Origin of the sequence: Pseudomonas sp. CFBP 8771, assembly GCF_014841695.1 — a bacterium.
Taxonomy (GTDB): domain Bacteria; phylum Pseudomonadota; class Gammaproteobacteria; order Pseudomonadales; family Pseudomonadaceae; genus Aquipseudomonas; species Aquipseudomonas baltica.
On the sequence record NZ_JACYUJ010000006.1, the window covers coordinates 44,623 to 69,988 of the forward strand.

26 protein-coding genes are annotated in these 25,366 nt (G+C 62.8%); 9 read left to right on the forward strand and 17 right to left on the reverse strand.

The features are described from left to right. The first annotated feature begins 45 nt into the window (after window positions 1-45). Window positions 46-819, forward strand: coding sequence for a MetQ/NlpA family ABC transporter substrate-binding protein (locus IFT80_RS14685; RefSeq protein WP_122480088.1), 774 nt, complete (start codon window positions 46-48; stop codon window positions 817-819). A gap of 28 nt (window positions 820-847) precedes the next feature. On the opposite strand, the gene IFT80_RS14690 is transcribed toward IFT80_RS14685, so the two are convergent. Then, window positions 848-1,480, reverse strand: coding sequence for an SCO family protein (locus tag IFT80_RS14690; protein ID WP_192137788.1), 633 nt, complete (start codon window positions 1,478-1,480; stop codon window positions 848-850). Between the two features lie 174 nt (window positions 1,481-1,654). On the opposite strand from IFT80_RS14690, the gene IFT80_RS14695 reads away from it, so the two are divergent. Then, window positions 1,655-2,302: a hypothetical protein gene (locus IFT80_RS14695; protein ID WP_192055216.1), complete on the forward strand. Its 648-nt coding sequence runs from the start codon at window positions 1,655-1,657 to the stop codon at window positions 2,300-2,302. A 65-nt stretch (window positions 2,303-2,367) separates the two neighbouring features. Here the strand turns inward: IFT80_RS14695 and IFT80_RS14700 are convergent, their stop codons facing one another. From IFT80_RS14700 to IFT80_RS14715, 4 genes are all read right to left on the reverse strand, one after another. Continuing rightward, window positions 2,368-3,897 carry a SulP family inorganic anion transporter gene (locus IFT80_RS14700; RefSeq protein ID WP_122480085.1) on the reverse strand — a complete coding sequence of 510 codons (1,530 nt, stop codon included), beginning with the start codon at window positions 3,895-3,897 and terminating at the stop codon, window positions 2,368-2,370. 186 nt (window positions 3,898-4,083) lie between these two features. Beyond that, entirely contained in the window at window positions 4,084-4,791 is a 708-nt protein-coding gene (locus IFT80_RS14705; RefSeq protein WP_043191935.1) for a carbonic anhydrase, read from the reverse strand. Between the two features lie 407 nt (window positions 4,792-5,198). Continuing rightward, complete coding sequence (gudD, locus tag IFT80_RS14710) at window positions 5,199-6,533, reverse strand: glucarate dehydratase (protein ID WP_244647050.1); 1,335 nt, start codon at window positions 6,531-6,533, stop codon at window positions 5,199-5,201. Between the two features lie 93 nt (window positions 6,534-6,626). Then, window positions 6,627-7,973: an MFS transporter gene (locus IFT80_RS14715; RefSeq protein WP_425312016.1), complete on the reverse strand. Its 1,347-nt coding sequence runs from the start codon at window positions 7,971-7,973 to the stop codon at window positions 6,627-6,629. A 266-nt stretch (window positions 7,974-8,239) separates the two neighbouring features. On the opposite strand from IFT80_RS14715, the gene IFT80_RS14720 reads away from it, so the two are divergent. Continuing rightward, entirely contained in the window at window positions 8,240-8,926 is a 687-nt protein-coding gene (locus IFT80_RS14720) for a FadR/GntR family transcriptional regulator (protein ID WP_185794595.1), read from the forward strand. Window positions 8,927-9,071: 145 nt separating this feature from the next. Here the strand turns inward: IFT80_RS14720 and IFT80_RS14725 are convergent, their stop codons facing one another. From IFT80_RS14725 to prlC, 6 genes are all read right to left on the reverse strand, one after another. Further along, window positions 9,072-10,370, reverse strand: a complete 1,299-nt coding sequence (locus IFT80_RS14725; protein ID WP_244652445.1) for a c-type cytochrome — start codon at window positions 10,368-10,370, stop codon at window positions 9,072-9,074. 26 nt (window positions 10,371-10,396) lie between these two features. Next, window positions 10,397-12,181, reverse strand: coding sequence for a GMC family oxidoreductase (locus tag IFT80_RS14730; protein WP_122480080.1), 1,785 nt, complete (start codon window positions 12,179-12,181; stop codon window positions 10,397-10,399). Between the two features lies 1 nt (window position 12,182). Continuing rightward, window positions 12,183-12,914 (reverse strand): gluconate 2-dehydrogenase subunit 3 family protein, encoded by a 732-nt coding sequence (locus IFT80_RS14735; RefSeq protein ID WP_122480140.1) that lies wholly within the window; start codon window positions 12,912-12,914, stop codon window positions 12,183-12,185. Between the two features lie 252 nt (window positions 12,915-13,166). Then, window positions 13,167-15,236 carry a M3 family metallopeptidase gene (locus tag IFT80_RS14740; protein WP_192137790.1) on the reverse strand — a complete coding sequence of 690 codons (2,070 nt, stop codon included), beginning with the start codon at window positions 15,234-15,236 and terminating at the stop codon, window positions 13,167-13,169. A gap of 120 nt (window positions 15,237-15,356) precedes the next feature. Continuing rightward, window positions 15,357-15,614: a YheV family putative zinc ribbon protein gene (locus IFT80_RS14745; RefSeq protein WP_043191945.1), complete on the reverse strand. Its 258-nt coding sequence runs from the start codon at window positions 15,612-15,614 to the stop codon at window positions 15,357-15,359. Beyond that, window positions 15,611-17,659, reverse strand: a complete 2,049-nt coding sequence (prlC, locus tag IFT80_RS14750; RefSeq protein ID WP_192137791.1) for an oligopeptidase A — start codon at window positions 17,657-17,659, stop codon at window positions 15,611-15,613. Before prlC ends, IFT80_RS14745 begins: the two co-directional genes overlap by 4 nt. Before the next feature lie 92 nt (window positions 17,660-17,751). On the opposite strand from prlC, the gene IFT80_RS14755 reads away from it, so the two are divergent. Next, entirely contained in the window at window positions 17,752-18,297 is a 546-nt protein-coding gene (locus IFT80_RS14755; protein ID WP_192137792.1) for a gamma carbonic anhydrase family protein, read from the forward strand. Between the two features lie 4 nt (window positions 18,298-18,301). After that, complete coding sequence (locus IFT80_RS14760) at window positions 18,302-18,958, forward strand: HAD hydrolase-like protein (RefSeq protein ID WP_192137793.1); 657 nt, start codon at window positions 18,302-18,304, stop codon at window positions 18,956-18,958. A gap of 213 nt (window positions 18,959-19,171) precedes the next feature. Here the strand turns inward: IFT80_RS14760 and IFT80_RS14765 are convergent, their stop codons facing one another. Further along, the gene (locus tag IFT80_RS14765; protein WP_192137794.1) at window positions 19,172-20,257 is read right to left on the reverse strand and encodes an aminopeptidase; all 1,086 of its coding nucleotides are present in this window, start codon (window positions 20,255-20,257) and stop codon (window positions 19,172-19,174) included. Window positions 20,258-20,340: 83 nt separating this feature from the next. Here IFT80_RS14765 and IFT80_RS14770 point away from each other — a divergent pair, with 83 nt between their 5' ends. Further along, a complete protein-coding gene (locus tag IFT80_RS14770; protein ID WP_192055205.1) occupies window positions 20,341-20,754 on the forward strand; it encodes a PA0061/PA0062 family lipoprotein in 414 nt (137 codons plus the stop codon). Window positions 20,755-20,863: 109 nt separating this feature from the next. Further along, on the forward strand, window positions 20,864-21,277 hold the full coding sequence (locus IFT80_RS14775; RefSeq protein WP_122480073.1) for a PA0061/PA0062 family lipoprotein: 414 nt from the start codon (window positions 20,864-20,866) through the stop codon (window positions 21,275-21,277). A gap of 50 nt (window positions 21,278-21,327) precedes the next feature. Here IFT80_RS14775 and IFT80_RS14780 read toward each other — a convergent pair whose 3' ends face one another. Beyond that, window positions 21,328-21,561, reverse strand: a complete 234-nt coding sequence (locus IFT80_RS14780) for a DUF1161 domain-containing protein (protein WP_192059250.1) — start codon at window positions 21,559-21,561, stop codon at window positions 21,328-21,330. Between the two features lie 53 nt (window positions 21,562-21,614). Beyond that, entirely contained in the window at window positions 21,615-22,040 is a 426-nt protein-coding gene (locus IFT80_RS14785) for an OsmC family protein (RefSeq protein WP_122480139.1), read from the reverse strand. A 197-nt stretch (window positions 22,041-22,237) separates the two neighbouring features. Here IFT80_RS14785 and IFT80_RS14790 point away from each other — a divergent pair, with 197 nt between their 5' ends. Beyond that, entirely contained in the window at window positions 22,238-23,239 is a 1,002-nt protein-coding gene (locus IFT80_RS14790) for an LLM class flavin-dependent oxidoreductase (RefSeq protein ID WP_192103027.1), read from the forward strand. A 101-nt stretch (window positions 23,240-23,340) separates the two neighbouring features. Here the strand turns inward: IFT80_RS14790 and IFT80_RS14795 are convergent, their stop codons facing one another. Further along, the gene (locus IFT80_RS14795; protein WP_122480071.1) at window positions 23,341-23,565 is read right to left on the reverse strand and encodes a DUF1161 domain-containing protein; all 225 of its coding nucleotides are present in this window, start codon (window positions 23,563-23,565) and stop codon (window positions 23,341-23,343) included. 133 nt (window positions 23,566-23,698) lie between these two features. Further along, window positions 23,699-23,914 carry a dodecin gene (locus IFT80_RS14800; protein WP_043191958.1) on the reverse strand — a complete coding sequence of 72 codons (216 nt, stop codon included), beginning with the start codon at window positions 23,912-23,914 and terminating at the stop codon, window positions 23,699-23,701. Window positions 23,915-24,059: 145 nt separating this feature from the next. On the opposite strand from IFT80_RS14800, the gene IFT80_RS14805 reads away from it, so the two are divergent. Beyond that, window positions 24,060-24,383 (forward strand): DUF883 family protein, encoded by a 324-nt coding sequence (locus tag IFT80_RS14805; protein WP_122480070.1) that lies wholly within the window; start codon window positions 24,060-24,062, stop codon window positions 24,381-24,383. Here IFT80_RS14805 and IFT80_RS14810 read toward each other — a convergent pair. Then, window positions 24,380-25,276, reverse strand: a complete 897-nt coding sequence (locus IFT80_RS14810) for a LysR family transcriptional regulator (RefSeq protein ID WP_192137795.1) — start codon at window positions 25,274-25,276, stop codon at window positions 24,380-24,382. The two genes, IFT80_RS14805 and IFT80_RS14810, sit on opposite strands and share 4 nt — an antisense overlap. Window positions 25,277-25,366 lie beyond the last annotated feature (90 nt).

The window sequence follows — 25,366 nt, forward strand, 5'->3', positions numbered from 1 at the left end:
AATAGTTCACAGTCAGGCCCGCAGGGGCCGACAAGGAAACCGAAGATGAAAAGACTACTGGCCGCCATGGCCGCCGTCGCTGCACTGTCCGTCCAAGCCAACGAAACCCTGAGCGTGGCAGCCACTGCAGTGCCTCACGCGGAGATTCTCGAGTTCGTCAAGCCGCAGTTGGCCGAACAGGGCGTGGACCTCAACATCAAGGTGTTCACCGACTACATCCAGCCCAACGTCCAAGTGGCGCAGAAAGCCATGGACGCCAACTTCTTCCAGCACCAGCCTTACCTGGATGAGTTCAACAAGGGCAAGGGTACCGACCTGGTCGCCGTGACCGGCGTCCATCTGGAGCCGCTGGGCGCCTATTCCAGCAAGATCAAGACCCTCGACGAGCTGGGCAACGGCGCCAACGTAGTGGTGCCCAACGACGCCACCAACGGCGGCCGCGCGCTGCTGCTGTTGCAGAAGTACGGGCTGATCCGCCTCAAGGACCAGAGCAACATCCTGGCGACCACCAAGGACATCGTCGAGAACCCCAAGGGCTTGAAGATCCGCGAGCTGGAGGCAGCGACCATCCCGCGCGTGCTGACCCAGGTCGACCTGGCCCTGATCAACACCAACTATGCCCTGGAAGCCAAGCTGGATCCGTCCAAGGACGCGCTGTTCATCGAAGGCAGCGATTCGCCGTACGTGAACATCCTGGTGGCACGCCCCGACAACAAGGATGCGCCGGCCATGCAGAAGCTGGCAGCCGCGCTGCACAGCCCCGAGCTCAAGCAGTTCATCACCGAGAAGTACAAGGGTGCAGTATTGCCGGCCTTCTAAGCCCGTGACGGCTTGACTCGCGCGTCCCTCAATCGCCCGCGACCAGCCCTGGAAGCTGGGCGATCATCTTGGCATTGTCGATCGGCCCGCGGATGAACCCACGTTGGCGCCCATCCGGCCCGATCAACGCCAGGTTGGCGCTGTGCTCCACCAGGTAATTGGGCTTGCGCGTGTCGGCCGCGATGAATGGAATGCTGATGGCCCTGGCCAGTGTCTGCAGAGTGTCGACCGGCGCCACCCACCCCCGGAATCCCGCCTTGAAATAACCCAGGTATTGCTTGAGCCGCTCGGGCGTGTCGCGGTGCGGGTCGACGCTGATCAGCACCACTTGCAGGCGCTCGCGCGTGGCGTCCGGTAGCTGGTTCTGCACATTGCGCAGGTTGGCCAGCGTGGTGGGGCAGATATCCGGGCAGAACGTGTAGCCGAAGAACAGCAGCGACCATTTACCCTGCAGCCGGGTCAGGTCGACCACCGATCCGTTCTCGTCGGTCATGTGCAGGGCAGGCATCGCGCGGCTTTGCGCCAACAGCATGATGCCCGCATCGACCAGCCCGGCGCGGTCGGGTTGACGCTGTCCACTGAGCAGGTGATGAACGCTCAGCCCGATCAGCAGGGCAAGGGCGCCGGCAAGGGTAAACACGATTTTCTGCGTTCGGGTCATGAGCCTGGGATCGAGAGACGTTGGAGGAGGCGACGTTATCAGGCGAGCCGCAGCGAGGGTAGTGGTCAAGCGCCGTTATGAAATGTGTCCTGATTATGACAAATGCGTCTTAGCCTTCCCGATGGGCCAGCTATCGTTCCCACTTCACTTGCGTGACACTCGCCTGGAGCCTTCATGAACACCGCCGCATTGCGCGAGCAGATTCAACGTGCAACCGAACACGAGGCCGCTACCGGCCACCTGCATCAACGCCTGGAAAAACAGTTGCCGCAGCTGCACCCGGCCATCGACCTGGCCGAGGGCGGTGGTGTCGCTTTGTGGCGCTTCGTCAGCGCCTACATCGAGGAAGTCCCGCAGTTGCTCGATGCGGCCAGCGAAGTCGCCGGCAAGGCCGGAATCGAGTCGCAGATCAAACCGGTACTGAAGATAGCCGAGGAGTATTTTCTGCGTCCGCCCGGAATTGTGGCCGGCCAGGAGGGGCTGGATGGCCTGCTCGACGAAGCCTACCTGGCGCATCGCCTGGTCGAGGAAGTGAACGACCTGTACATCCGCCACCTGGGCCAGCCACTGATACCGCTGGACATGACCGTGGCCAACCTGATCGCTCACCAGTTGATCGGTGAAACGTTCGCCAACCAGCTGGATGAAGTCGTGCATCACTCGATGGCTCAGATGCTCTGTGACGAGCGCTTCGAGCTGCCGTCGGTGCTGGCCTATCGCGACAAGCTGATCAGCCCTGAAACCGGCGCGGCGTGGCAGCAATGGCCGTGCATGTCGCGGCGCCTGGGTATTGGCCTGGACCTGAACTCAGCCAGTTCCTGAGGGCCTGCACGGGGCCTGGCGAGCGGTCGTCGCCAGGCCCCGTGCAGCCGGTCTGCGCGGTCGTGCTAGCTGCCGAAGCCTGCCGTGGTGCGCAGCCGACCCTCGATACGCCGCTTCAGCCCGCGGCTTTCGATGACCATCCGCGAGCCCTTGCTCTGGTTGGCCCGACCCCAGTCTTCCAGCAGCTCCAGGCATGAGTGGTCGATGTAGTTCAACCCGGCCAGTGGCACATGCACGGTCGTACCCTCCGGAATGCTCGCCAGGGCCTTGGTCAGGGCCGGTACCTTGAGAAAGGTCGCCGAGCCCACCATGCGCAATTCCACTTCACCCGGTGCCTGGTCGATCAGGGTGATCTTCAGACGTGCCGCCTTGAAGGCCAGCTTCAGCAAGGTCAGGGCGAAACCCAGCAGCACACCGGTGAGCAGGTCGGTGAAGACGATTGCCAGCGCCGTGGCCGCGTAGGTAAACATCGGCATCCGGCCGTAGCGGCCCAGGCCCTTGAAGGCCTTGAAGTCGACCAGCTTGACGCCGGTGAAGACCAGCACGCCCGCCAGGCTAGCGACCGGGATGCTTTGCAGCAGGCTGGACAGCAAAACCACGAACCCCAGCAGCCAGACACCGTGCAGGATCGCCGACATGCGTGTCTGTGCGCCGGCCTGGACATTGGCCGAGCTGCGCACGATCACGCCGGTCATGGGCAGCGCGCCCAGAATGCCGCAGAGCATGTTGCCTACACCTTGTGCCGACAGCTCGCGGTCGAAATCCGAACGCTGGCCGTTGTGCATGCGGTCGACCGCTGCTGCCGAGAGCAGGGTTTCGGCACTGGCGATGAAGGCCACGGCGATCGCGGCGATGAGCAGGGCAGGATCGGCCAGGTTGAGCAGGTCTGCCGGGCGTAGCCAGTCGATGGCTTCCGCCAGGTTCGCCGGCACTTCGACACGCTTGACCGGCATCGCGAAGAACAGGCTGAGGCCCGTCGCCAGGCCTACACCGAGCAAGGCACCGGGCACGAAGCGCAGTTTTTGCGGGCGCAGCTTTTCCCACGCATACATCACGGCAATGGTCAGCAGGCCCAGCAAGCCAGCCTGCCAGCCCAGCCCGCCACCGATGCTGGGGATGGCCTGGCCGACCACGGCGGGAAATTCGATCAGGTTGCTCAAGCCCGAGGGTTGCGGCGCCCGGTCGAGCATTACATGCACCTGGGACAGCACGATCAGTACGCCGATGCCGGCGAGCATGCCGTAGACCACTGCCGGTGCGGTGACGCGGAACCAGCAGCCGAGCTTGAAGCGCCCGGCCAACAGTTGCAGCAGGCCGGCCAGCAGCAGGATCGGCCCGAGCATGGCCATGCCATGCTGGCGAACCAGCTCGAAGACCAACACCGCCAGGCCGGCGGCGGGACCACTGACCTGCAACGGCGACCCGGCCAGGAATCCGACCACGATACCGCCGATGATGCCGGTGATCAGGCCTTTGGAAGGCGGCATTCCCGAGGCGATGGCGATACCCATGCACAACGGCAGCGCAACCAGAAACACCACGACCGAGGCGAGCAACTCGCGCGGCAACACTGCTTTCATCTGTGCAATATTCACGTTCAATCTCCTGCAAGCATTCAGGCGAGCCGGGCCGCACTTTTCGACAGGCAGCAGCGTGCCTGCCCAATCCCCTGCGGCCCAGCCAACGCGGCTGGGTACAAGTGGATTCGGCAAGCGAACGATGAGGTGTGCTGTCGACAGATTACGGCCAGGCGGGCCCTGTCATACGAATGACGCGGCTACCTAGAACCGGCCCTTGGGCGTCGCGCTCGGGGTCGTAGTCATTCTGTCGAGGGGACGGAAGCAGTCCTGTTCGGCGTCGTAGGCCTTGATCTCGCTGGTTTCGATGTTGTAGATCCAACCGTGGATGAACAACTGGCCGCTGGCCATGCGCGAGGCTACCGATGGGTGCGTGCGCAGGTGCTGCAGCTGGGAAATAACGTTTTCTTCGGTCAGCACTTTCATGCTTTCGGCTTCGTTGGCGCAGTTGCAGTTGTCTTCGACGACCGTGCGGGCCACTTCCGAATGGCGCAGCCAGGCCTTGACCGTTGGCATCTTTTCAAGCGAAGCCGGGTTGAGCACGGCACGCATGGCGCCGCAGTCGGAGTGGCCGCAGACGATGACGTGCTGCACGCCCAGCGCCAGGATGGCGTATTCCAGCGCTGTGGAAACGCCGCCGTTCATTTGCCCGTAGGGTGGCACGACGTTACCGACGTTGCGGGTGACGAACAGGTCGCCGGGGGAGCTTTGGGTGATCAGTTCAGGGACGATTCGCGAGTCTGCACAGGTGATGAACATGGCCCGTGGCGCTTGCGCAGTGGCAAGCTTCTTGAACAATTCCTGTTGCTGGGGGAAGACGTCATGATGGAAATGCAGGAAGCCGTCGACGATCTGCTTCAGGGAGGCTTCAGCCGTATCGGCATGGCTCGGTGTAGGATCCTTGTCGCTCATGATTCATCCTCTTGCTGGATTTGAGATGGTTCCCAGTTTACCGGGTAAAAATTCCCACAGCTCATGGCTGGATGAGACGATTCACACAGGATTATGACTCGTGAGTCATTTGTCACTAACCCTACCGGTGAAAACTTAACTGAACCTGAATCGAGGCGTCTATTGCGCGGGGATGAGGGTTGTCGAGACGATGAACGGTGTTACAGGAGCACGCGGTCCCTGTAGCAGCGGCGCAAGCCGCGTCAGGCGTCACCGCGTTTTCCCAGATGCACCACATGGACCGCCGACGCGGCTCGCGCCGCTGCTACAGGGATCATGCGATCCGCAACCACGGTGCAAGCCGCTCCGGTGTCGGCTGTAGCAGCGGCGCAAGCCGCGTCATGAGGGCATACGGTGCAGCTGGCGGTTCAACGCACCAGGCAGGGACGCTTGTTGTCGAACTGCCAACCCGAGATCAGGTATTGCATGGCGATGCCGTCATCGCGCGCGCCGAGGCCCTTGGCCTTGTACAGCTCGTGGGCCTTGGCCACTTCGTCCATGTCGATGTCCACGCCCAGCCCCGGTTTGGCCGGCACCTTGACGAAGCCATCGACGATCTGCAGCGGCTCTTTGGTCAGACGCTGGCCGTCCTGCCAGATCCAGTGCGTGTCGATCGCGGTGATCTCACCCGGCGCCGCAGCCGCCACCTGGGTGAACATGGCCAGGGAAATGTCGAAATGATTGTTGGAGTGCGAGCCCCAGGTCAGCCCCCAGTCGTTGCACATCTGCGCCACCCGCACCGACCCCTGCATGGTCCAGAAATGTGGGTCGGCCAGCGGGATGTCCACCGACTGCAGCTGAATGGCATGGCCCATCTCGCGCCAATCGGTGGCAATCATGTTGGTGGCGGTGGGCAGGCCGGTGGCACGGCGGAACTCGGCCATGACTTCACGCCCCGAGTAGCCGTTCTCCGCGCCGCATGGGTCCTCGGCGTAGGCCAGCACATGGTGCTGGTCACGGCACAGGCCGATCGCCTCCTTCAATGACCAGGCACCGTTGGGGTCCAGGGTGATGCGCGCCTCGGGGAAGCGCTCGGCCAGTGCCGTCACCGCCTCGATCTCCTCGGCACCGCGCAGCACGCCACCCTTGAGCTTGAAGTCATTGAAGCCGTACTTGGCCTTGGCCGCTTCGGCCAATCGCACGACCGCCTCGGGGGTCATTGCCTTTTCATGGCGCAGGCGGCTCCAGTCGTCGCCGGCGTCCGGCTCGCTGCGGTAGGCCAGGTCGGTCTGACCACGATCACCGACGTAGAACAGGTAGCCCAGCATCTTCACGGCGTCGCGCTGCTGGCCTTCACCCAGCAGCGCCGCCACTGGCACCTCGAGAAACTGCCCGAGCAGGTCGAGCAGGGCGGCTTCCATGGCCGTCACGGCATGAATGGTGATGCGCAGGTCGAAGGTCTGCAGGCCCCGCCCGGCGCTGTCACGGGCGGCGAAGGTGGTGCGCATGCGGTTGAGGATCTGCTGGTACTGGCCGATGGGCTGGCCCACCACCAGGCTGCGGGCGTCTTCCAGGGTTTCACGAATGCGCTCGCCCCCAGGCACCTCGCCAACCCCGGTGTTACCCGCACTATCCTTGAGAATCACGATGTTGCGGGTGAAGAACGGGCCGTGGGCGCCGCTGAGATTGAGCAGCATGCTGTCGTGCCCGGCAACCGGGATGACTTGCAGGCTGGTGACGACAGGAGCGTTGTGCGCGGTCATATTGTTTTCCTTCTCCATGTTGTTGTCCTTGTCATTGAATCCACGCCAGGCGCCGCATGGGCCTGGCGAAAACAGTGCAGGCCGGCGTGCCCGTCAGAGCGACCGGGCCTGCGCGGGTTCGGCCAGGCCGTTGGCAGGCTTGCCGGGCTTGGGCTGGGTACGCGCGAAGAACACCACGATCGCGGCCAGCACTGAGGTACCGGCCAGGCCGTACAGCCCGCCCTGAATGGAGCCCGTGCTCTGCTCCAGAAAGCCGAAGGTGGCCGGTGCGACGAAGCCACCCAGGTTGCCCACCGAGTTGACCAGAGCGATCACCGCCGCAGCGATGCGTGCATCCAGGTACGCCTGGGGAATCGGCCAGAACAGCGACGAGGCCGACTTGAAACCGATCGCGGCGAAACACACGGCGACGAAGGCGAACACCGGCCCACCGGTGGTCGACATGAACATCCCGGCGGCGGCGATCAGCAAGGCCGTGGCCACCCACGCCTGCTGGAATTTGAACTTGCCGGACAGGGCCGCGAAGCCGTACATGGCAATGATCGAGATCAGCCAGGGTATGGAGTTGAGGAAGCCCACCTGCAGGTCGTCCAGGCCGCCCATTTTCTTGATGATGCTGGGCAGCCAGAAGGTCGCCGCATAGATGGTCAGCTGGATGCAGAAGTAGATCAGGCAGAACAGCAGGATCTGGCGATCCCTGAGCAGGGTGCCCAAGGTAGGCTTGACGGTGTGCATGGCATCACGTTCGCGCTGTTCGCGGTCAATCTCGCCCACCAGCGTGTCTTTCTCTTCCTGGGTCAGCCATTTGGCGTCGTGAACCCTGGAATCCAGCCAGAACCAGACAAAGAAGCACAACAGCACCGAGGCCAGGCCTTCGATCAGGAACATCCACTGCCAGCCGTGCATGCCCAGCCCTTCGATCTGCAACAGGGCACCGGCCAGTGGCCCGGAAATCAGCGAGGCCAGGGCCGAACCGCTGAGGAAAATCGCAATCGCCTTGCCACGCTCGACCCCAGGCAACCAGCGGGTGAAGTAGTAGATCACCCCCGGGAAGAAACCGGCTTCGGCGATCCCCAGCAGAAAGCGCAGGATGTAGAAATGGGTTTCGTTCTGAATGAACGCCATCATCGTCGCGACGATGCCCCAGGTGAACATGATCCGCGTCAGCCAGACCCGTGCGCCGACTTTCTGCAACAGCATGTTGGACGGCACTTCGAACAGGGCATAGCCGATGAAGAATAACCCGGCGCCGAATCCGTAGGCTGCCGCACCGATGCCCAGGTCATGCTCCAGGTGCGTGCGCACGAAGCCGATGTTGACCCGATCGATGTAGTTGACGATAAACATGATGACGAACAGCGGAAGTACGTGACGCTTCACTTTCGAGACGGCGCGGGCCAGGACGGCATCGCCGGTTGCAACGTTTGAATTGCTCACAATTCAAATCTCCCACTGATTGTTTTTATGCGGGTAGTGTGTGGATCGAGCGGCAGCTGTGTGCTCGGTCGGCAGACATCATACAACTCAGCATGATTCAAACTCAACGCTTATGCAGGCTTTAAGCATGCCATCCGTCGTTGTCATACATCTTGGCGAGCAGGTGGCGATGTCGATGGTCATTCCGCGAAACCCGTACCGAGCCCCGCGCAATGCCTGAGTGATACACCCAAGGTATGATCGGACTTTTCCTCGAGGGGGGCTCATCGATGTCCAAGCGACCCAACAGCCTGGCCCATGTGCTGGTCGAGGCCTTGAGCCAGCAGATCCGCCTGGGCACCTTGGCGCCAGGGGCCAAACTGCCGTCGGAGGGCGCCATCGTGGCCGAGCACGGGGTCAGCAGGACCGTGGTGCGCGAAGCCTTGTCACGCTTGCAGGCGTCCGGGCTGGTGGAGGCCCGGCATGGCGTCGGCACCTTCGTGTTGCAGCGCGAGCCGGCCCATGGCCTGCGCTTGAACGTCGATACGGCGCTCAGCGTGCGCGGCATCCTGGAGCTGCGCCTTGGCTTGGAAACCCAGGCGGCGGCTTTGGCGGCCAAGCGTCGCAGCGACGCTCAACTGGAACGCATGCGCAAGGCGCTGGATGACTATCAACGCTCGCTGGCCAACAACGACAGTTGCGTGGAGGAAGACAAACGCTTTCACCTGCTGATTGCCGAGGCGACCGGCAATACGTATTTCACCGACATCATGCAGCACCTGGGTGATGCGATGATCCCGCGCACTCGTCTGAATGCGCTGGAGAAAGGTGACGCCGATCTGTCCCAGCTGGGGCAGTTGGCGAACCTCGAGCATGAAGCGATCTACCAGGCCATTCGCAAGCAGGATGCCGACGCGGCGCGGGCGGCGATGTGGCTGCATTTGAGCAACAGCCGTGATCGTTTCAATGCCGATTGAGGGGGAGGCCTTTTACTGAAGGGTTTCAGTGGGGGCCTCTTCGCGGGCAGAGACCCGCTCCCACAAGGATGGTCACCCATTCACATACCTGTGGGAGCGGGGCGGGCGGCGAGCCCTCTGCCCGCGAAGAGGCCGGCAGCCTCGATCAATGGCTGGTGGACTGCCCCAGGTCATCGCCGGAAGTGTGTTTCATGTCGTCACCGCGCATCTGCTTGACGTCGCCGGCCGACACCGCCGAGCCCTGATTGCCCCAGCTGGTGCGGATGAAGTTCACCACGTCGGCCACTTCCTGGTCGGACAGGCGCCAGGCGAAGGCAGGCATGGTGAACGTCGACGGCGCCGTGTGCGTCGCTGGCAACGTGCCCCCGGCCAGTACGATATGGATCAACGAACTGGCATCCTCGGTCTGCAGCACCGGGTTGCCGGCCAAGGCCGGGAACACCCGGGTATAGCCCTGGCCATCGGTCCGATGACAGGCTGCGCAGTTGTCGATGTACAGCCCGGCGCCGACCTTGCTGTCGTCGCCCTTCCACAGCGCATCGGCCACGCGCGCATCGTATTCATGCGGCTTGTCGGCCCGGTCCACTGCCGGAAGCGTCTTCAGGTAGCGGGCAATTGCGGTCAGGTCTTCATGGCTCATGTACTGCATGCTGTGCTCGACCACGTCGCTCATGCCGCCGAACACCGCGCTGCGGTCGCTGCGGCCGGTCTTGAGAAACTGCACCAGTTGCTCTTCGCTCCAGCTGCCCAGGCCGTCCTTGTGATCGCCGCGCAGGCTCTTGGCGATCCAGCCTTCGAGCGGTGCGCTGCCAGCCAGGAAGTCGGCGCTGTCGGCGGCGCTGAGGGCCTTCTCCTGCATGGTGATCGCCCGCGGCGTATGGCAGGCGCCGCAGTGCCCGAGCCCTTCGACCAGATAGGCGCCGCGGCTGATCACCGGATCCGAGCCCGGCGGTGGCTGATAGGCACTGACCTTGGGCGCGAACAGACCACGCCAGATCGCCAAAGGCCAGCGCATGCTCAACGGCCAGGGAATGTCGGTGGCCTTGTTCGGCTCGGCCACCGGCGCCACACCCTTCATGAAGTAGGCATACAGGGCCTGCATGTCGGCATCGCTGACCCGCGCATACGACGGGTAGGGCATGGCCGGGTACAGGCTGCTGCCGTTCTTGCCGATACCGTGGCGCACGGCCTTGTCGAAGTCGTCGAAACTGTAATTGCCGATGCCGTCGCCGTGCGGCGTGATATTGGTCGAGTAGACCGTGCCGATCGGGGTTTCCATGCCCAGTCCACCCGCGAATGGCGCACCGCCCTTGGCGGTATGGCAAGCCACGCAATCACCGGCACGGGCCAGGTAGCGACCCTGCTCGATCAGGGCGTCGTCGGGCTCGGCGGCCCAGGCCGGCAGACTGGTCGACAGGCAGGCCAGCAAGGTCAACGCAGCCATCTGGATAACGTTCATCTCTGCGCTCCTTATGCCTGCACCAGCGGGCCGGGGTTCTTCAGGTACTGCTCGCGAATGGCCCGCGCCGACCAGTAGGTCAATGCCGCCACCAGGCCAGTGGGGTTGTAGCCAAGGCCCTGAGGAAAGGCCGAGGCGCCTGGAACGAACACGTTAGGCACATCCCAGCACTGCAGATAGCGGTTGATCGCGCTGGTCTTGGGGTCGGTGCCCATGATCGCGCCGCCGTTGAGGTGGGTGGTCTGGTAGGAGGCAGTGTTGAAATGCTCGCCGACCTTCTTGCCGAGCAGGGCAATGGCCTTGGGGTTCATGGCCTGGGCGACCTTGCTCATTTTCTCGACCATGAAGCGGTTCATCTTGATGTCGTTTTCCTGCCAGTCGAAGGTCATGCGCAGCAACGGCAGGCCATAGGCATCGCGGTACACCGGGTCCAGGTCCAGGTAGTTGCCGCGATAGGACTGATGGGCGCCGTGGGCATCCATCGACACCTGATGGGTGTAGTAGTCGGCAGTGGCTTTCTTCCACGCACTGCCCCAGGCAGGCGTGCCGGGTGGATTGGCCGTACCGGCGATGGGCCGGCTGCCGGCCTGGTTGACCCACATCGGCGAGCCGCCGACGAAGCCATGGGGGCCATGGTCGAAGTTGTCGGCGTTGAAGTCGTCGAACGCCACGCCGTTGCCACCGGCACCGATGAAGTTGTTGGTGTGGGTGTCCTTGTCGAAGAAAGCCTTGATGGTGGCCATGTTCTGATAGGCGAAGTTCTTGCCGACCACGCCTTCGCCGGTCTTGGGGTCGTACGGCTGGCCGATGCCGGAGAGCAGCATCAGGCGCACGTTGTTGAACTGGAATGCCGCAAGAATCACCAGGTCTGCGGGCTGCTCGACCTCACGGCCCTGGGCGTCGACGTAGGTCACGCCGGTTGCCTTGCGCTTGCTGCTGTCCAGGTTGACCCGCAGCACGTGGGCATTGGTGCGTAGCTCGAAGGTGTCGACCTGACGCAATGCCGGCAGAATGTTCACGTTCGGTGACGCCTTGGAATACATGTAGCAGACATAGCCGCTGCAGAAGCCGCAGAAGTTGCAGGGGCCCATCTGCGCACCATAGGGGTTGGTATACGGCCCCGAGGTATTGGCCGAGGGCAGGTTGTACGGCTTGTAACCGACCTCGGCCGCAGCCTTCTGGAACAGCTGCGCCGACACGGTGTTCTTCTGCGAGGCCAGCGGGAAAGGGTTGGAACGATCCGGGGCATACGGGTTGCCACCCTTGCCTTCGCCGACGCGCACGCCGTTCACCGTCCAGGCCTGACCCGAGGTGCCGAAGACTTTTTCGGCAAAATCGAAGAACGGTTCCAGCTCTTCATAGCTGACGCCGAAATCCTGGATGGTCATGTCCTTGGGAATGAACTGCTTGCCGTAGCGCTCTTCGTAGTGGCTGCGCATGCGCAGCTCGATGGGATCGACCCGGAAATGCACGCCGGACCAATGCAGGCCGGCACCGCCGACGCCTTTGCCTGGCAGAAACGCACCCAACTGACGGTTGGGCAGGGCGACGTCGTTGACGCTGTGACGGATGGTCACGGTTTCCTTGGAGATGTCCTGGAACAGCTTCTTGCGCACGCTGTAGGTCAGCTCGTCGATCACCTGTGGATAACTGCCGTCGGGGTAGGTGTCCTGCATCGGGCCGCGCTCCAGCGCGACCACGTTGAGGCCCGCCTCGGTGAGCTCCTTGGCCATGATCGCGCCGGTCCAGCCGAACCCGACGATGACCGCGTCGACCTTCTTCATTACCGTTGCCATGTCAGGCCCTCTCGCCGCGAATCGATACTGCCGGGAAAGGGTATTGCTCGTTGCGTTCCACCCAATCCATGAAATCGGCGCGGGCGCCGGGAAAACCGATCTGCGTCCAGCCGACCATGCCTTTGTTGCCACCATGCACCGGGTCGCAGAAGAAGCCTTCGCGGGTGTTCTGCAGCATCAGACTGAAAAACGCCGTAGCTGGCAATTCCTCGAAAACCAGCTCCCCTGCTTCGATCTTGCTGAGAATACGCTCCTGGGTAGCGCTGTCTTGCTCGGCAAAGCTTTTACCTGATTGAGCCTTGCACCAGGTGTCCGTGGCAGCGATGCCCAAGCGATAGATCTGCTGTGGCACCAACTGCAGCTGATAGCCCATTTGCGGCGCGGCGTCGGTGACGAATGGACCCTGCATGTACCACAGCGCGCCGGTGGCGTAGGGCGTGTTCATCTGGCGGTCGATGAATTCTGCCGCTCCGGCTTCCAGAGCACCGGGGCCCAGATCGTCCGCCGGAATCAAGCGAGCCACTGCGGCTTGGACGAACGCCCATTCTTCAGCGGTGAAAAATGACGGCTGGTAGTCGGCGGCAGGCGCGGGGGCTGGCGAGCGAGTATCGGCGTTGGCATTGGCAGTCAGGGCAGCGACGCCCAGGCCACTGCTGGCAACGGTCACCACCGGAATGAGGGTCAGGGTTTTGCGCAGAAAATCCCGGCGCGGGTTGTTTTCTTGCTCGGACATCAAGGTTCTCATCAGCTGTTCGATACGGTTTTATCGATGCGCAGCCCAGCGGTACGTGTTCGTTGCACCACGCGGCCGGAGGCGGGTGGTGCTTTGTTGAAGGCGCAGACGCGACACATTCGGCACGAAGCCAGGCGCGGCAAAATGCCGCCCTGACGGTTCAGCCGATAAATGTATCCATTTGTGACGGCAAATGAAACCGGTTTCAGCCTACCTGTGCTCAGTCTTCACCTCTGTCGTTGCTCGAACGACTCACGTCTTGATGCCCAGATCGAGCAACAGCGCTTCGATACCCGCCTCGCTGCCAGCGAAGCTCTCGACCAGTTCCGCAAAAGGTCGCGTCCCTCCCGATGCCAGAATCAAGCGTTCGAAATCCCCGCCGACCTGACTCGAGAACAGCCCCTCACGCTTGAAGCGGGCGAACAGATGAGCGGCCAGCACCTGCGCCCAGACATAGCTGTAGTACCCGGCGGCGTAGTCGGCACCGGTGAACAGATGGGCGAAAGTGTTGAGCCAACGAACATAGGGCGGATGACGGACGATCTGCGTCTGCTCCAGCACCTGTTCGCCAATCTGCCGCGCCGACAGCGTGTCGCTGTGGCTGTGCAGGCGATAGTCGACCAGAGCGTATTCGAGTTGCCACAGCAGGGCCTGGCCACGAAAGCGGGCCTGGGCCGCGAGCGCCCGCTCGACGAAGGCGGTACCGATGGCTTCGCCGGTCCGGTGATGTCGCGACATCGATTGCAGAACTTCAGGCTGCATGGCCCAGTGCTCGAACACGCCGCTGGGCAATTCCACCGCATCTTCGGCCACGCCCTTGATGCCAGAGACGCTGCCATGGTCGATGCGGGTCAGTACATGGTGCAGCGCATGCCCCAGCTCGTGGAAGAACGTCTGGATGTCGCCCAGGCTCAGCAGGCAGGGAAACGCTGGCGTGTCGGCGGCGAAATCACACCCCACGTGGGCGATGGGCAGCTGCAGCCGACCATCGGCGAAACGGTGGCGGTCACGCAGGGCTTCCATCCAGGCACCCGCGCGTTTCTTCGGCCGAGTGTGCAGGTCCAGGTAGATATGGCCCAAGACCTGTCCCTGCTCGCTGAGTTGAATCAGGTGCACCGATGCAGGCTGGCGCGGTGCTGGCGGGCATTGCAGCCACTGCACGTCGAACAGCTGCTCGAGCAGACGCTGCAGCCCATCGAGCACCGCCTGCACGGGAAAGTACTCACGCACCTTGAGCTCTGTCACCCCATGATGGATCTGCAGGTATTTCTCCTGATAGTAATTGCAGTCCCAGGGCTGCAGCGCCGGCACTCCGAACAGCGCGGCCAGTTCCTGCAGCGGGGCGAACTCCGCCTGCGCCGCAGGGCGGACCTTGTCGATCAATTGCAGCAAGAGCTGCTCCACGTCCGCGGCCTCGTCGAACATGCGCGTGGCCTGGGCCAGCGAGGCATAGCTGCGATAGCCACCCGCTTCGGCCAGCTCGGCGCGGGCGGCAAGGATGCGTTGCAGCACCGGTCCATTGTCATAGGTTCCGGCCTGCGGGCCTTGCTCCGAAGCCTGGGTGTAGAAGGCGCGGTACACCTGCTCGCGCAGCGCGCGGTCATGAGCCTGGCTCAATACCGCCAGCACCAGCGGCAGCTCCAGTGGCAGCCGCCAGCCCGACTGGCCGGCCTCGCGCGCGCATAGCGCCATGCTGGCAAGTACCGCGGGAGCAATGCCTGCCAGAGCGGTTTCGTTGTCGAACGCCAAGGCCCCGGCTTCGCTGGCTGCACTCAGGTTGTCGGCAAAGGTTTGGTACAACCCGGCCAGCTCCATCTGCAGACGCCCAATGCGCTTCTGGATCGACGGCTGTGTGCCTACCCCGGCCAGGCGCGAAGCACGCAACGCATGGTTCAATGCAGCCTGCTGGGTCGGATCGAAATCGAGCGCCTGCGGGCTCTGCTGCAACAGCTGCAGCACGGCATGCACGGTACGGTTGTGCTTGATGGCCAATTCATAGGCCTGCACCCGATCGCGGCAGCGCGCATAGGCGTCGATCACCGCCAAGTGCTGATGACGACTGAGCAACTGCTCGGGCTGCAGCACCGCCAGCAGGCGCTGGTGCATGTCTTCCAATGGCTTGACCAAGCCTTCCCATGTAGGTGCCGCGAGCTGCTCGGGGAGCAATTGCGCCAGCTGCCGGAGGTTGGTCTGGATCACATGCTCGATCGCCGGCTCGACGTGTTCGGCCCTGATCAAGTGGTAGGGGATCACATCGTGATGGCCCAGCAGGGGGTTTTCGGCAAGCAGGGCGGGGAGTGCAGCGAGGTGCGCAGCGGTCATGTTCGATTCCTTGAATGACGCCTGAGTGGCGCGCCAGTCTAGGAACGGGAACGAAGCATGACGTGGTAGCCGGCTATTGCCGTCGGCCTGCCCTTGCGGCAAGTCGGCGGCACGCCTGGCTCAAGGCTTCTTGAGCTTGGGGTTGGGAAAGAACTGCACCGGTTGCGACGTGGGCCGGGCAACCTTGACGGCGACCTTGTTGACCCGCGTGCCCAGCTCGCTGGGCACCGACTGGCCCTGCGCGTTCAGCGTGTCGCTGTAGCCACAGGCCACGCACTCGCGATGCGGGACTTCGTCGACGCTCCACATCATCAGCTTGTCCGGCTCGCTGCAGGCCGGGCAGACGGCCCCGGCGATGAAGCGTTTCTTGGTGATCATGCTGCCGCTTCCTCGCTCAACCCGCTGTGGCGCAGCAGCGCATCGATGGAGGGCTCGCGACCGCGAAAGTCGACGAACAGCACCATCGGTGCCTGCGACCCACCACGGGCCAGAATGGCTTCGCGGAACGCGCGGCCAGTGTCGGCGTTGAGCACGCCGTCTTCCTCGAACTTGCTGAACGCGTCGGCCGACAGCACTTCGGCCCACTTGTAGCTGTAGTAACCGGCCGCGTAGCCGCCGGCGAAGATGTGCGCGAAGCTGTTGGGAAAGCGGTTGTAGGCCGGTGGACGCATGACCGAAACCTCGTCGCGGACACCGTCGAGCACTTCCATCACGCTGCGGCCGTCGCCGTGGGACGCATGCAACTCGAAGTCGAACAGCGAGAACTCGATCTGCCGGACCATCATCAAGCCGGACTGGAAGTTCTTCGCCGCCAGCATCTTCTCCAGCAGGTCCTGGGGCAAAGGCTCGCCGGTTTCGTAGTGACCCGAAATCAGGGCCAGGCCTTCGGGTTCCCAGCACCAGTTTTCCATGAACTGGCTGGGCAACTCGACTGCGTCCCACGCCACGCCGTTGATACCCGAGACGCCCACATGCTCGACCCGCGTCAGCAGGTGGTGCAGGCCATGGCCGAACTCGTGGAACAGGGTGGTGACTTCATCGTGGGTCAACAGCGCGGGCTTGCCGGCATCGGCCGGGGTGAAATTGCACACCAGATTGGCCACCGGGCTCTGCAACTCGCCGGCCTCGGTGCGACGCCGGTCGCGCGCGCCGTCCATCCAGGCGCCGCCGCGCTTGTTGGCGCGCGCATAGAGATCGAAGAAGAAGCGGCCTACGTGCTGGCCGTTTTCCTTGATCTCGAACAGGCGTACATCGGGGTGCCAGGTGTCGAAGCCTTTCTGCTCGGCGATCTCGATGCCGTACAGGCGCTGCACGATGGCGAACAGGCCGCCCAGCACCTTGTCGATGGGGAAGTAGGCGCGCAGCGCCTCTTGGGAAACGCTGTAGCGCTGTTCGCGCAGCTTTTCGCCATAGAAGCCGCTGTCCCAGCTTTGCAGGTCGGCACAACCCTGTTCGGCGGCGTAGGCTTTGAGCTGTTCCAGATCCTGGGCTGCGAACGGCTTGCTGCGCTGAGCCAGATCACGCAGGAAGGTCAACACCTGATCGGTCGATTCGGCCATCTTGGTGGCCAGGCTCAACTCCGAATAGCTGACGTAGCCCAGCAGCTGCGCCAGCTCCTGGCGCAGGTCGAGGATCTCGCGCATCACCGGCGTGTTGTCGTTCTGGCCAGCATTGGGGCCTTGGTCCGACGCGCGGGTGCAGTAGGCCGCGTAGAGTTCTTCACGCAGGGCACGGTCGTGAGCGTAGGTCATGACCGCGTAGTAGCTGGGGAACTCGAGGCTGATCAGCCAGCCGTCCAGGCCCTTGGCCTGCGCCGCTGCAGCCATCTGCGCCTTGGCCGAATCGGTCAGGCCAGCCAGGACCGCTTCGTCGGTGACGTGCTTGGTCCAGGCCTGGGTGGCATCGAGCAGCTGGTTGGAGAAACGGCTGCCCAGTTCCGAGAGCTTGCTCTGTACCTGTGCGTAGCGCTGCTGCTGATCCACCGGCAGATCGATACCGGACAGGCGGAAATCGCGCAGCGAATGCTCCAGAATGGTTTTCTGGGCAACGTCGAAGCTCGCAGCTTCAGGGCTGTTGGCCAGGGTTTCGAAAGCCTGGAACAGTTCGCGGTTCTGGCCCAGCTCGGTGGAGTAGGCACTGAGCGCTGGCAGGCACGCTTCATAGGCCTGGCGCAGTTCGGCACTGTTGCACACGGCATTGAGGTGGCTGACCGGGCTCCAGGCGGCGCCCAGGCGGTCGTTCAGCTCGTCCATGGCCAGCACCAGGCCGGCCCAGGTAGGCTGGCTGCCCTGGGTTTGCAGAATGTGGGCAATGGCCGCGCGGTTGTCGGCCAGGATCTGTTCAATCGCCGGTTGTACGTGCTCGGCACGGATCGCCGAGAACGGCGGCAGGTCGTAGGACTGCAGAAGGGGATTCGCGCTCACGGTTAAACACCTTGGCTATTGAAGAAACACTGGGACATCTTAATTACAATTGCGATTCACCGCAGCTATCGACAACACAGAGGATGCCTATCGTGGCTATTCGCACATTCCAGCAGCATACGCCGCGCCTTGGCGAACGCGCCTTCGTCGACCGCTCGGCGGTGGTCATCGGCGACGTCGAGATCGGCGCCGACAGTTCGATCTGGCCGCTGACCGTGGTGCGCGCAGACATGCACCGCATCCGCATCGGCAAGCGCACCAGCGTGCAGGATGCCAGTGTGCTGCACATCACCCATGCCGGCCCGTTCAATCCGGACGGTTTTCCATTGCTGATCGGCGATGATGTCACCATTGGACACAAAGTCATGCTCCACGGCTGCACCCTGGGCAATCGCATTCTGGTCGGCATGGGCAGTACCGTCATGGACGGCGCGGTGGTGGAAGACGACGTGATCATCGGCGCCGGCAGCCTGGTGCCGCCGGGCAAGCGCCTGCTCAGCAGCTTCCTGTACGTGGGCAGCCCGGCTCGGCAGGCGCGGCCGCTGACCGACAAGGAACGCGCGTTCTTCACCTACACCGCTGGCAACTACGTGAAGCTCAAGGACCAACACCTGGCCGAAGGCTTCGACAAGGACTGATTCCGTGCACTATCAAAATATCCTGTTCGACCTCGACGGCACCCTGACCGACCCGCGCGAGGGCATCACCCGCTCCATCCAGTATGCCTTGGCCAAACTGGGCATCGACGAACCCGACCTGCGCAACCTGGAGCATTTCATTGGCCCACCCCTGCTGGAGCAGTTCATGCACGCCTATGGTTTCGACGAAGCCCGTGCCTGGCAGGCAGTGAATTACTACCGCGAGCGTTTCCGCGTCACGGGCCTGTACGAAAACCAGATCTTCGCCGGTGTCATCGCGTTGCTCGAAACATTGCAGGCGCAGGGTCGGCATTTGTACATCGCCACGTCCAAACCCTGGGAGTTCGCCCGGGAAATCGCCCGCCATTTCGATTTCGCCAGGCACTTCAAGGTCATCTACGGCAGCGAGCTCGACGGCACGCGAACCGACAAGGTGCAACTGATCGCTCATATCCTCGAGCAGGAAGGGCTGCAGCCGACGCAGACCTTGATGGTCGGCGACCGCAAGCATGACCTGATCGGCGCCCGCCTCAATGGCCTGGATTGCGCGGCGGTGGGCTATGGGTTCGGCTCGCGGGAAGAGCTGGTCCTGGAAAATCCGACGTATCATTTCGATACGTTGCAGGCGCTGCATGAGGCGTTCTTGCAAGGCGCGGGATGATGCGGTGAAGGCGCGGGCCTCTTCGCGGCCACTGGCCGCTCCTACGGGGATTCGTGCAGCGGTACAGATACCGGGTTACGCAAGGCCTCGTGTAGGAGCGGCCAGTGGCCGCTCCTACGGGGATTCGTGCAGCGGTATAGATACCGGGTTACGCAAGGCTTCGTGTAGGAGCGGCCAGTGGCCGCGAAAGGGCCCGAGAAACCACTGCAACCTTCATCTGCCCAACCGATTCAACTCGGTCCTGCGCTGGTCCATCGGCAACTTGCCCAGCTTTTCCGCTTGGGCATAGAACGCCTGCCAATCACCATTGACCTGCCGGAACAGGCCGGCGAACGCCGGCACCCATTGGTCGTACAATCCGAACGGCAGCAGCTTGGCATTGTTCATCGGCCCGTTCATCCAGGCATCGAAACGCCGGTCGCCACCCCAGCGTCCATCGCGCAACTGGCGATACTCGCGGCGCAGGTGCTCGAACTCGGCAGCCTTGCCTGCGCGCATGGCCTCCGCCGACAGCGGCTGTGCGTACAGCGCACCCAGGCGTTCGCGGGTCTCGAGCACCAGCCGGGTGAACTGCTCACGTTGTAGTGCAGGTGTGCCTGCCGCCTTTGCCAAACCGCGCCAGGCCCGCCACTGCCGAGTGCCCTCCTGCTCGACGAAGGTGGCGAAGGACTCGTTGAACTCGGTGTCGTCCTGCACATACACGCGCTGATGCGCCAGCTCATGGAAGATCAGCGTGGCCAGGCGCTCGTCGCCCCAGCCCAGCATGGTGTTGAGAATCGGATCATCGAACCAGCCCAAGGTCGAGTAGGCTTCGACGCCGCCGATGTACACATCCCGGCCCGCCAGCTTCTGCAGCGCCGCTTCGCCCCGCGCGCCGGACTGGCTGTAGTAGCCGCGGTAGGCAACGCACCCCGCGATGGGAAAGCAGTGGGTCAACGGGGCGAGGGAAAACTCGGGCGTGGCGAACACGTTCCACACCACCAGCGGCCGACCGATGTCGGCATACAGCCGATAGCTGCGGTTGTCCGGCAGGTGCAGATGCACGCTGGCGAAATCGCGAGCGGCCTGGGCACGCTGCAACTGCTCGCGCAGGCGCGGGTCGCGCGCGGGGTCTGCGATGATCCGCGTGACCGGCTCGCGTGCCTGCAACAGCTGCCACTGGCCCTGCATCAGCTGGCCGTAATAGCCGACGCTGGTGCAACCGCTGAGCAGGAACAGCAGGCACAGGGGAACAAAAGCGCGCAAACCGCGGTCGAGTGCGGCAAGAATGGAACGACGAACAACAACGAATTCATGCATGTGGTTTTCCATGGCCAGGCCCGCCAGCGAGCAGGTGTTATCGGCGCTGACCCTGCATCTTACGATCCCATCAGGAGAATTCCATGCGCGCATTGATCATTGCTGGCGGCATGCTGGCCCTTGCCGGCTGCGCCGGTCTGCCCGACCCGGACCCCAACCAGGCCTGGATCGATCTGCAGGCCAACGGGCACAACGCCCTGCAGGCGACGCAAGTCGACGAGCGGGAATGGGGCGACACCCGTTATTTCGAAGTCGAACCCGGCAGCCATGAGCTGACCGTGCGCTTGCAGTTCCCCGTGCAGCCGACCAACATCGGCCCAGTCCCCGCGCCGCTGTGGCGCAACTGCGAACTGAACCTCACCTATGCCGGCTTCGACGCGGGGCAGCGGTATTTCCTGGAAGCCGGCAGCGTCGGCTTTCGCCCGTGGGCCAGGCTCTACGACGAGCAGCGCAAACTGGTAGGCCAGGCGCAACCTGCGGGCTGCCAGAGCGCCTGAGCACTGGCCTGAACATGGCCACCGTCGGCGGCGACTCGCAGCGCCGACGCAAAGCTTCTAGACTCGACCTTTGTCCTGCTCACTTTCTTCCTGCAGCCAAGGAGCTTCCATGCGCGCCGTGCTCGCCCTGTTGACCCTCGCCACGCTTGCTGGCTGCGCCAATCCGCCGTTGCCGGCCGTTGACCCTGGCAAGGCCTGGATCGAGATGTTCACCACGACCGGTCGCCTGGTCATGGCAGAAAGTCTGGATGGTCGCAAACTCAATGACGGCCGCTACTTCCAGGTAGATCCCGGCAGCCATGAGCTGGAAGTGCGTTTTGACTACGAAATGTACGCCGGTGGCGGGCTGGTCAACGACCCGTTCGACCGTACCTGCTACTTGACCGTGCGCTATGACGGTTTCAAGGCAGGTCAGCGCTACCGCCTGGAGGGCAGGGCGATTGCCATGCAGGCCAGTGCGCGTTTGTACGATTCGAGCCGGGAGATTGTTGCCGAAGACCGGGCGATTCACTGCATTCCCTGAATCCAGGCGCAACGGTGCACCACTGAATCACAGCAGCGGATGCTGCGGGATCAGGTGTCGTTCTTTTGATAGATGATCTTGCGCATGCCATTGTCGCAGGAACCCACCACCATGCTCGGGTCCTTGGCGTCCAGATTGTCGACAATTTCCAGGGTGTAGGACGCAACGCCTGCCGCCTGGATCTTTTTTTCGATCTCGGCCTTCAATTCTTCGCACGACACGGGTGCAGCCGACGCCGAGGTTGCCAGGACACTGCATGTCATCGCCAAAATGAATCGTTTCATGGGCAATTCTCCAGGTGAGTGAGCAGTGTACGGCAACCGGGCGCAACCCTACCTCAAGATTCCAGCTTAGCGTCCAGGGTGATCTGGGCGTTCAGCACTTTCGACACTGGGCAGCCTTCTTTGGCCTTGTTGGCCAGTTCTTCGAACTTGGCCTGGTCGATGTTGGGGATCTTCGCCGACATGGTCAGTTTGATGGCGGTGATCGCGAAGCCTTCGCCTTCCTTGTCCAGCGTGACCTCGGCCGTTGTGTTGATCTGGTCTGGCGTGAAGCCTTCGCCACCCAGGATCATCGAGAAGGCCATGGAGAAGCAGCCGGCGTGGGCCGCGCCGATCAATTCTTCCGGGTTGGTGCCTGGCTGGCCTTCGAAGCGGGTGTTGAAACCATAGGGGTTGCTTTTCAGGGCGCCGCTTTGCGTCGAGATCTCGCCCTTGCCGGTTTTCAGATCGCCTTTCCAGACAGCCGATGCGGTTTTCTTGATGCTCATAAAGCCTCCTTGATGGGCGCGACGGGTTCGCGCGGTGACAAGTGTTCAGAGGCCACGGCGCGAGGCAAGTTCAGCGCCGTTCTGACCGCTGGCTATTGAATCCGAACCATAAGCCCATATTGATTACACACTCGGTAGCAAAGATGCGCGGGGCATCCCACCTGCCACATACCCACAGGATGCCAATGATCATGACTGGTTTGACCGATACGAAATACTCCGTCCTCGACCTTGTACCGGTGCGTGCCGACCACGGCCCGGCGCGGTCGCTGCACAACGCGCTGGACCTGGCACGCCACGCCGAAGGCTGGGGCTACAACCGTTTCTGGGTGGCCGAGCATCACAACATGGACGGGATCGCCAGCTCGGCGACCTCGGTGCTGCTGGGCTATCTGGCGGGGGGCACTTCGTCGATCCGCGTCGGCTCGGGCGGGGTGATGCTGCCCAACCATGCGCCGCTGGTGATCGCCGAGCAGTTCGGAACCTTGGAAAGCCTGTATCCGGGGCGCATCGACCTGGGCCTGGGCCGCGCGCCGGGGTCGGACCAGATGACGGCGCGCGCGTTGCGCCGTGAGCGCTCCGGCAGTGCCGACGATTTCCCCGACGACGTCCGCGAGTTGATGGCCTACCTGGGGCCACGCACTCCGGATCAGAAGGTGATTGCGGTGCCGGGCAGCGGCACCAACGTGCCGGTCTGGTTGCTGGGCTCCAGCTTGTTCAGCGCGCAGCTGGCCGGCATGTACGGCCTGCCGTACGCCTTCGCTTCGCATTTCGCGCCGCGCTACATGCATGAGGCAATCCGGGTCTATCGCGCCCACTTCCAGCCCTCCGAGGTGCTCGACAAGCCTTATGTGATGCTCGGCGTGCCCTTGGTGGCAGCCGACAGCGACGAGCACGCCGACTACCTGGCAACCTCGGTCTACCGCCGCATCCTCAACCTGATGCGTGGCCAGACCCTGGTGCAGCAACCACCCGTGAAAAGCATGGAAGGGTTGTGGTTGCCCCATGAAAAGGCCGCGGTCGGGGACTTTCTGGGCTTGGCGATGGTGGGAGGACCGGCGAAGATCCGCGCCAAGCTGGACGTGCTGAAGGAACAGACTCAGGCAGATGAGCTGATCTTTACCTGCGATCTGTACGAGCATGCCGACCGGTTGCGGTCGTATGAGCTATTGGCGCAGGTGATGCGGGGCTGAGCCTTGCACCGACCTGGTGTATTGCGGGGTTCGTTTCGCGGCCGCTGACCGCTCCTACAGGGGATTTCGTTTTCTGTGGGAGCGGGTGGCGGCTGCAATCTTCAGCGCTTGTAGACGATAGCCTTGGTACCGCCTTCACACGAACCGACTACCTGGAAACCGGCATCCGGAGTGACGTTGTCGACCACTTCCAGCGTGTAGCCCGACACGCCATTGGCGTCGATCTTCGCGGCGATTTCGCCCTTGAGTTCTTCACACGACTTGCCCGCAGCGAACGCGCCGCTTGCCAGGCTCAACAAACCCACAGCCAATAAAACTCGCTTCATCGCTTACATCCTTGGTCTGATAGTGCCGGTTTAAAGACAAACGGCGGGCCGCCTGGATTCAGGTCGACACGCCGGTAATGTGTTGTAACTCAACCTATGGCATTCGGCCAGTCGGAAGATTCCGTGTTTTCTGTCAGCTGTTCTGGATACGGAAGCCGACTTTGAGTGTGACCTGGAAATGCGCCACGCGACCGTCTTCGATATGGCCACGGGTTTCGGTCACTTCGAACCATTCCATTTTCTCGATGCTTTTGCTCGCTTCGGCCAACGCATTGTTGATGGCGTCTTCGATGGTAGTGGTCGAGGAACCTACCAGTTCAACCTTCTTGTACGTGTGGTGATCGCTCATGATGCTCTCCGTTAGGGTGGCTACTGAAGTGGTTGTCTACCTGTGTGGGGATTTCTGCGCTAAAAGTTCACACGCACTGCACTTTCATCTTGCAGCGCAGTCGGAATCTACACACGCTATTCACCACAATGAAGGAGAGTTACCCATGGCAATTTCGTCACGCAAAGCTTCGCTGCAGAGCATGGAAGCAGAAATCGAAAGCCTGCTCCGCTCCCTGGAAAGCCTGAAAGAAGATTCCACCGAGGAATCGCGCAAGGTGCTCAAGGCGCTGAAAGCCAACGCAGAATCCGCGCTGAGCCATTCGCGCAGCCTGATCAGCGACGCGTATGAAGAAGTGAAGGTCAAGACCAAGGAAACCGGTATTGCCACCCGTGACTACGCTCAGGAGCACCCTTGGGCCGCCGCTGGCGTAGCCGTTGGCGCGCTGGGCCTGATCGCCGCCTACCTGATGTGCAATCGCAGCAACTAATCGACCTGGCGTTCGAGCTCTTGCGCAAGCCATAGCGCCAGTTGTCGGGCGCGCCCGTCTGCGGCGCGTCGCGGGACCCAAAGTGCCAGCCGCGCCGGGGTTTGCGTAAACCCCCAGGGCGCGGCCAGGCGCCCGGCACGCAGGTCATCGACCACCAGCGGCTCGGGCGCGATGGCAATGCCCAGCCCGGCCACCGCTGCCTCCAGCAAATAATACAAATGCTCGAACCCCTGTCCCATGGTCAACGCCTCGGGATCCAGGCCGTTGCGCCGTGCCCAGCTGGGCCAGGCCTGTGGCCGCGATGTGGTGTGCAGCAACGAGTGCCCGAGCAAGTCGCTGGCCGTACGGCTCTGCAAGGCTTCGAACCCTTGGAAGCGCGGGCTGAGTACCGGGCCGATACGCTCTTCGGCCAGCTCGAACACGTCCATGTCGGCGGGCCAGGGCGGCTCGGCGAACATCAGCAAGGCGTCCAGCCCGGGACGGCGGGGGTCCAGGTCGCCTTCGCCGGCCGAGAGGTGCAGGCGCAAATCCGGCAGCTCGCTGTTCAGCCGACCCAATCGAGGTATGAACCAGCGCGCCAGCAAGCTTCCCGAGCACCCCAGAACGAACGGTGCCTGGGCCTGGGCCTGGCTGAGCTCCGTACAGACCAGACGCAAACGCTCGAAGGCCTCGGCGCTGGCATCGCGCAGTCGAATGCCGGCATCTGTGAGTTTCAAGCCACGCCCCTGCTTGACGAACAACGCGATGCCCAGATGCTCTTCAAGCACTTTCAACTGTCTGCTCACGGCACCGTGGGTAACGCTCAGGTAGTCAGCCGCCTTGCTGACGCTGTTCAGCCGGGCAGTGGCTTCGAACGCTTTGAGGGCATTCAGCGGGGGCAGGTCACGGCTCATGGTATTGTGAGAAATCCTGACAGGTTGTCGAGATCTTATCGGTTTTCTTCGATCGTTGTCGTGGGTACAGTGGCTACATCGTCATTCAAT

Bases quoted from the DNA above. Each gene is read 5' to 3' on its own strand.
- IFT80_RS14685 (WP_122480088.1), top strand. From the start codon at position 46: ATGAAAAGACTACTGGCCGCCATGGCCGCCGTCGCTGCACTGTCCGTC.
- IFT80_RS14690 (WP_192137788.1), bottom strand. From the start codon at position 1,480: ATGACCCGAACGCAGAAAATCGTGTTTACCCTTGCCGGCGCCCTTGCC.
- IFT80_RS14695 (WP_192055216.1), top strand. From the start codon at position 1,655: ATGAACACCGCCGCATTGCGCGAGCAGATTCAACGTGCAACCGAACAC.
- IFT80_RS14705 (WP_043191935.1), bottom strand. From the start codon at position 4,791: ATGAGCGACAAGGATCCTACACCGAGCCATGCCGATACGGCTGAAGCC.
- gudD (WP_244647050.1), bottom strand. From the start codon at position 6,533: ATGACCGCGCACAACGCTCCTGTCGTCACCAGCCTGCAAGTCATCCCG.
- IFT80_RS14720 (WP_185794595.1), top strand. From the start codon at position 8,240: ATGTCCAAGCGACCCAACAGCCTGGCCCATGTGCTGGTCGAGGCCTTG.
- IFT80_RS14725 (WP_244652445.1), bottom strand. From the start codon at position 10,370: ATGGCTGCGTTGACCTTGCTGGCCTGCCTGTCGACCAGTCTGCCGGCC.
- IFT80_RS14730 (WP_122480080.1), bottom strand. From the start codon at position 12,181: ATGGCAACGGTAATGAAGAAGGTCGACGCGGTCATCGTCGGGTTCGGC.
- IFT80_RS14735 (WP_122480140.1), bottom strand. From the start codon at position 12,914: ATGTCCGAGCAAGAAAACAACCCGCGCCGGGATTTTCTGCGCAAAACC.
- IFT80_RS14740 (WP_192137790.1), bottom strand. From the start codon at position 15,236: ATGACCGCTGCGCACCTCGCTGCACTCCCCGCCCTGCTTGCCGAAAAC.
- IFT80_RS14745 (WP_043191945.1), bottom strand. From the start codon at position 15,614: ATGATCACCAAGAAACGCTTCATCGCCGGGGCCGTCTGCCCGGCCTGC.
- IFT80_RS14765 (WP_192137794.1), bottom strand. From the start codon at position 20,257: ATGCATGAATTCGTTGTTGTTCGTCGTTCCATTCTTGCCGCACTCGAC.
- IFT80_RS14770 (WP_192055205.1), top strand. From the start codon at position 20,341: ATGCGCGCATTGATCATTGCTGGCGGCATGCTGGCCCTTGCCGGCTGC.
- IFT80_RS14775 (WP_122480073.1), top strand. From the start codon at position 20,864: ATGCGCGCCGTGCTCGCCCTGTTGACCCTCGCCACGCTTGCTGGCTGC.
- IFT80_RS14780 (WP_192059250.1), bottom strand. From the start codon at position 21,561: ATGAAACGATTCATTTTGGCGATGACATGCAGTGTCCTGGCAACCTCG.
- IFT80_RS14790 (WP_192103027.1), top strand. From the start codon at position 22,238: ATGACTGGTTTGACCGATACGAAATACTCCGTCCTCGACCTTGTACCG.
- IFT80_RS14795 (WP_122480071.1), bottom strand. From the start codon at position 23,565: ATGAAGCGAGTTTTATTGGCTGTGGGTTTGTTGAGCCTGGCAAGCGGC.
- IFT80_RS14800 (WP_043191958.1), bottom strand. From the start codon at position 23,914: ATGAGCGATCACCACACGTACAAGAAGGTTGAACTGGTAGGTTCCTCG.
- IFT80_RS14805 (WP_122480070.1), top strand. From the start codon at position 24,060: ATGGCAATTTCGTCACGCAAAGCTTCGCTGCAGAGCATGGAAGCAGAA.
- IFT80_RS14810 (WP_192137795.1), bottom strand. From the start codon at position 25,276: ATGAGCCGTGACCTGCCCCCGCTGAATGCCCTCAAAGCGTTCGAAGCC.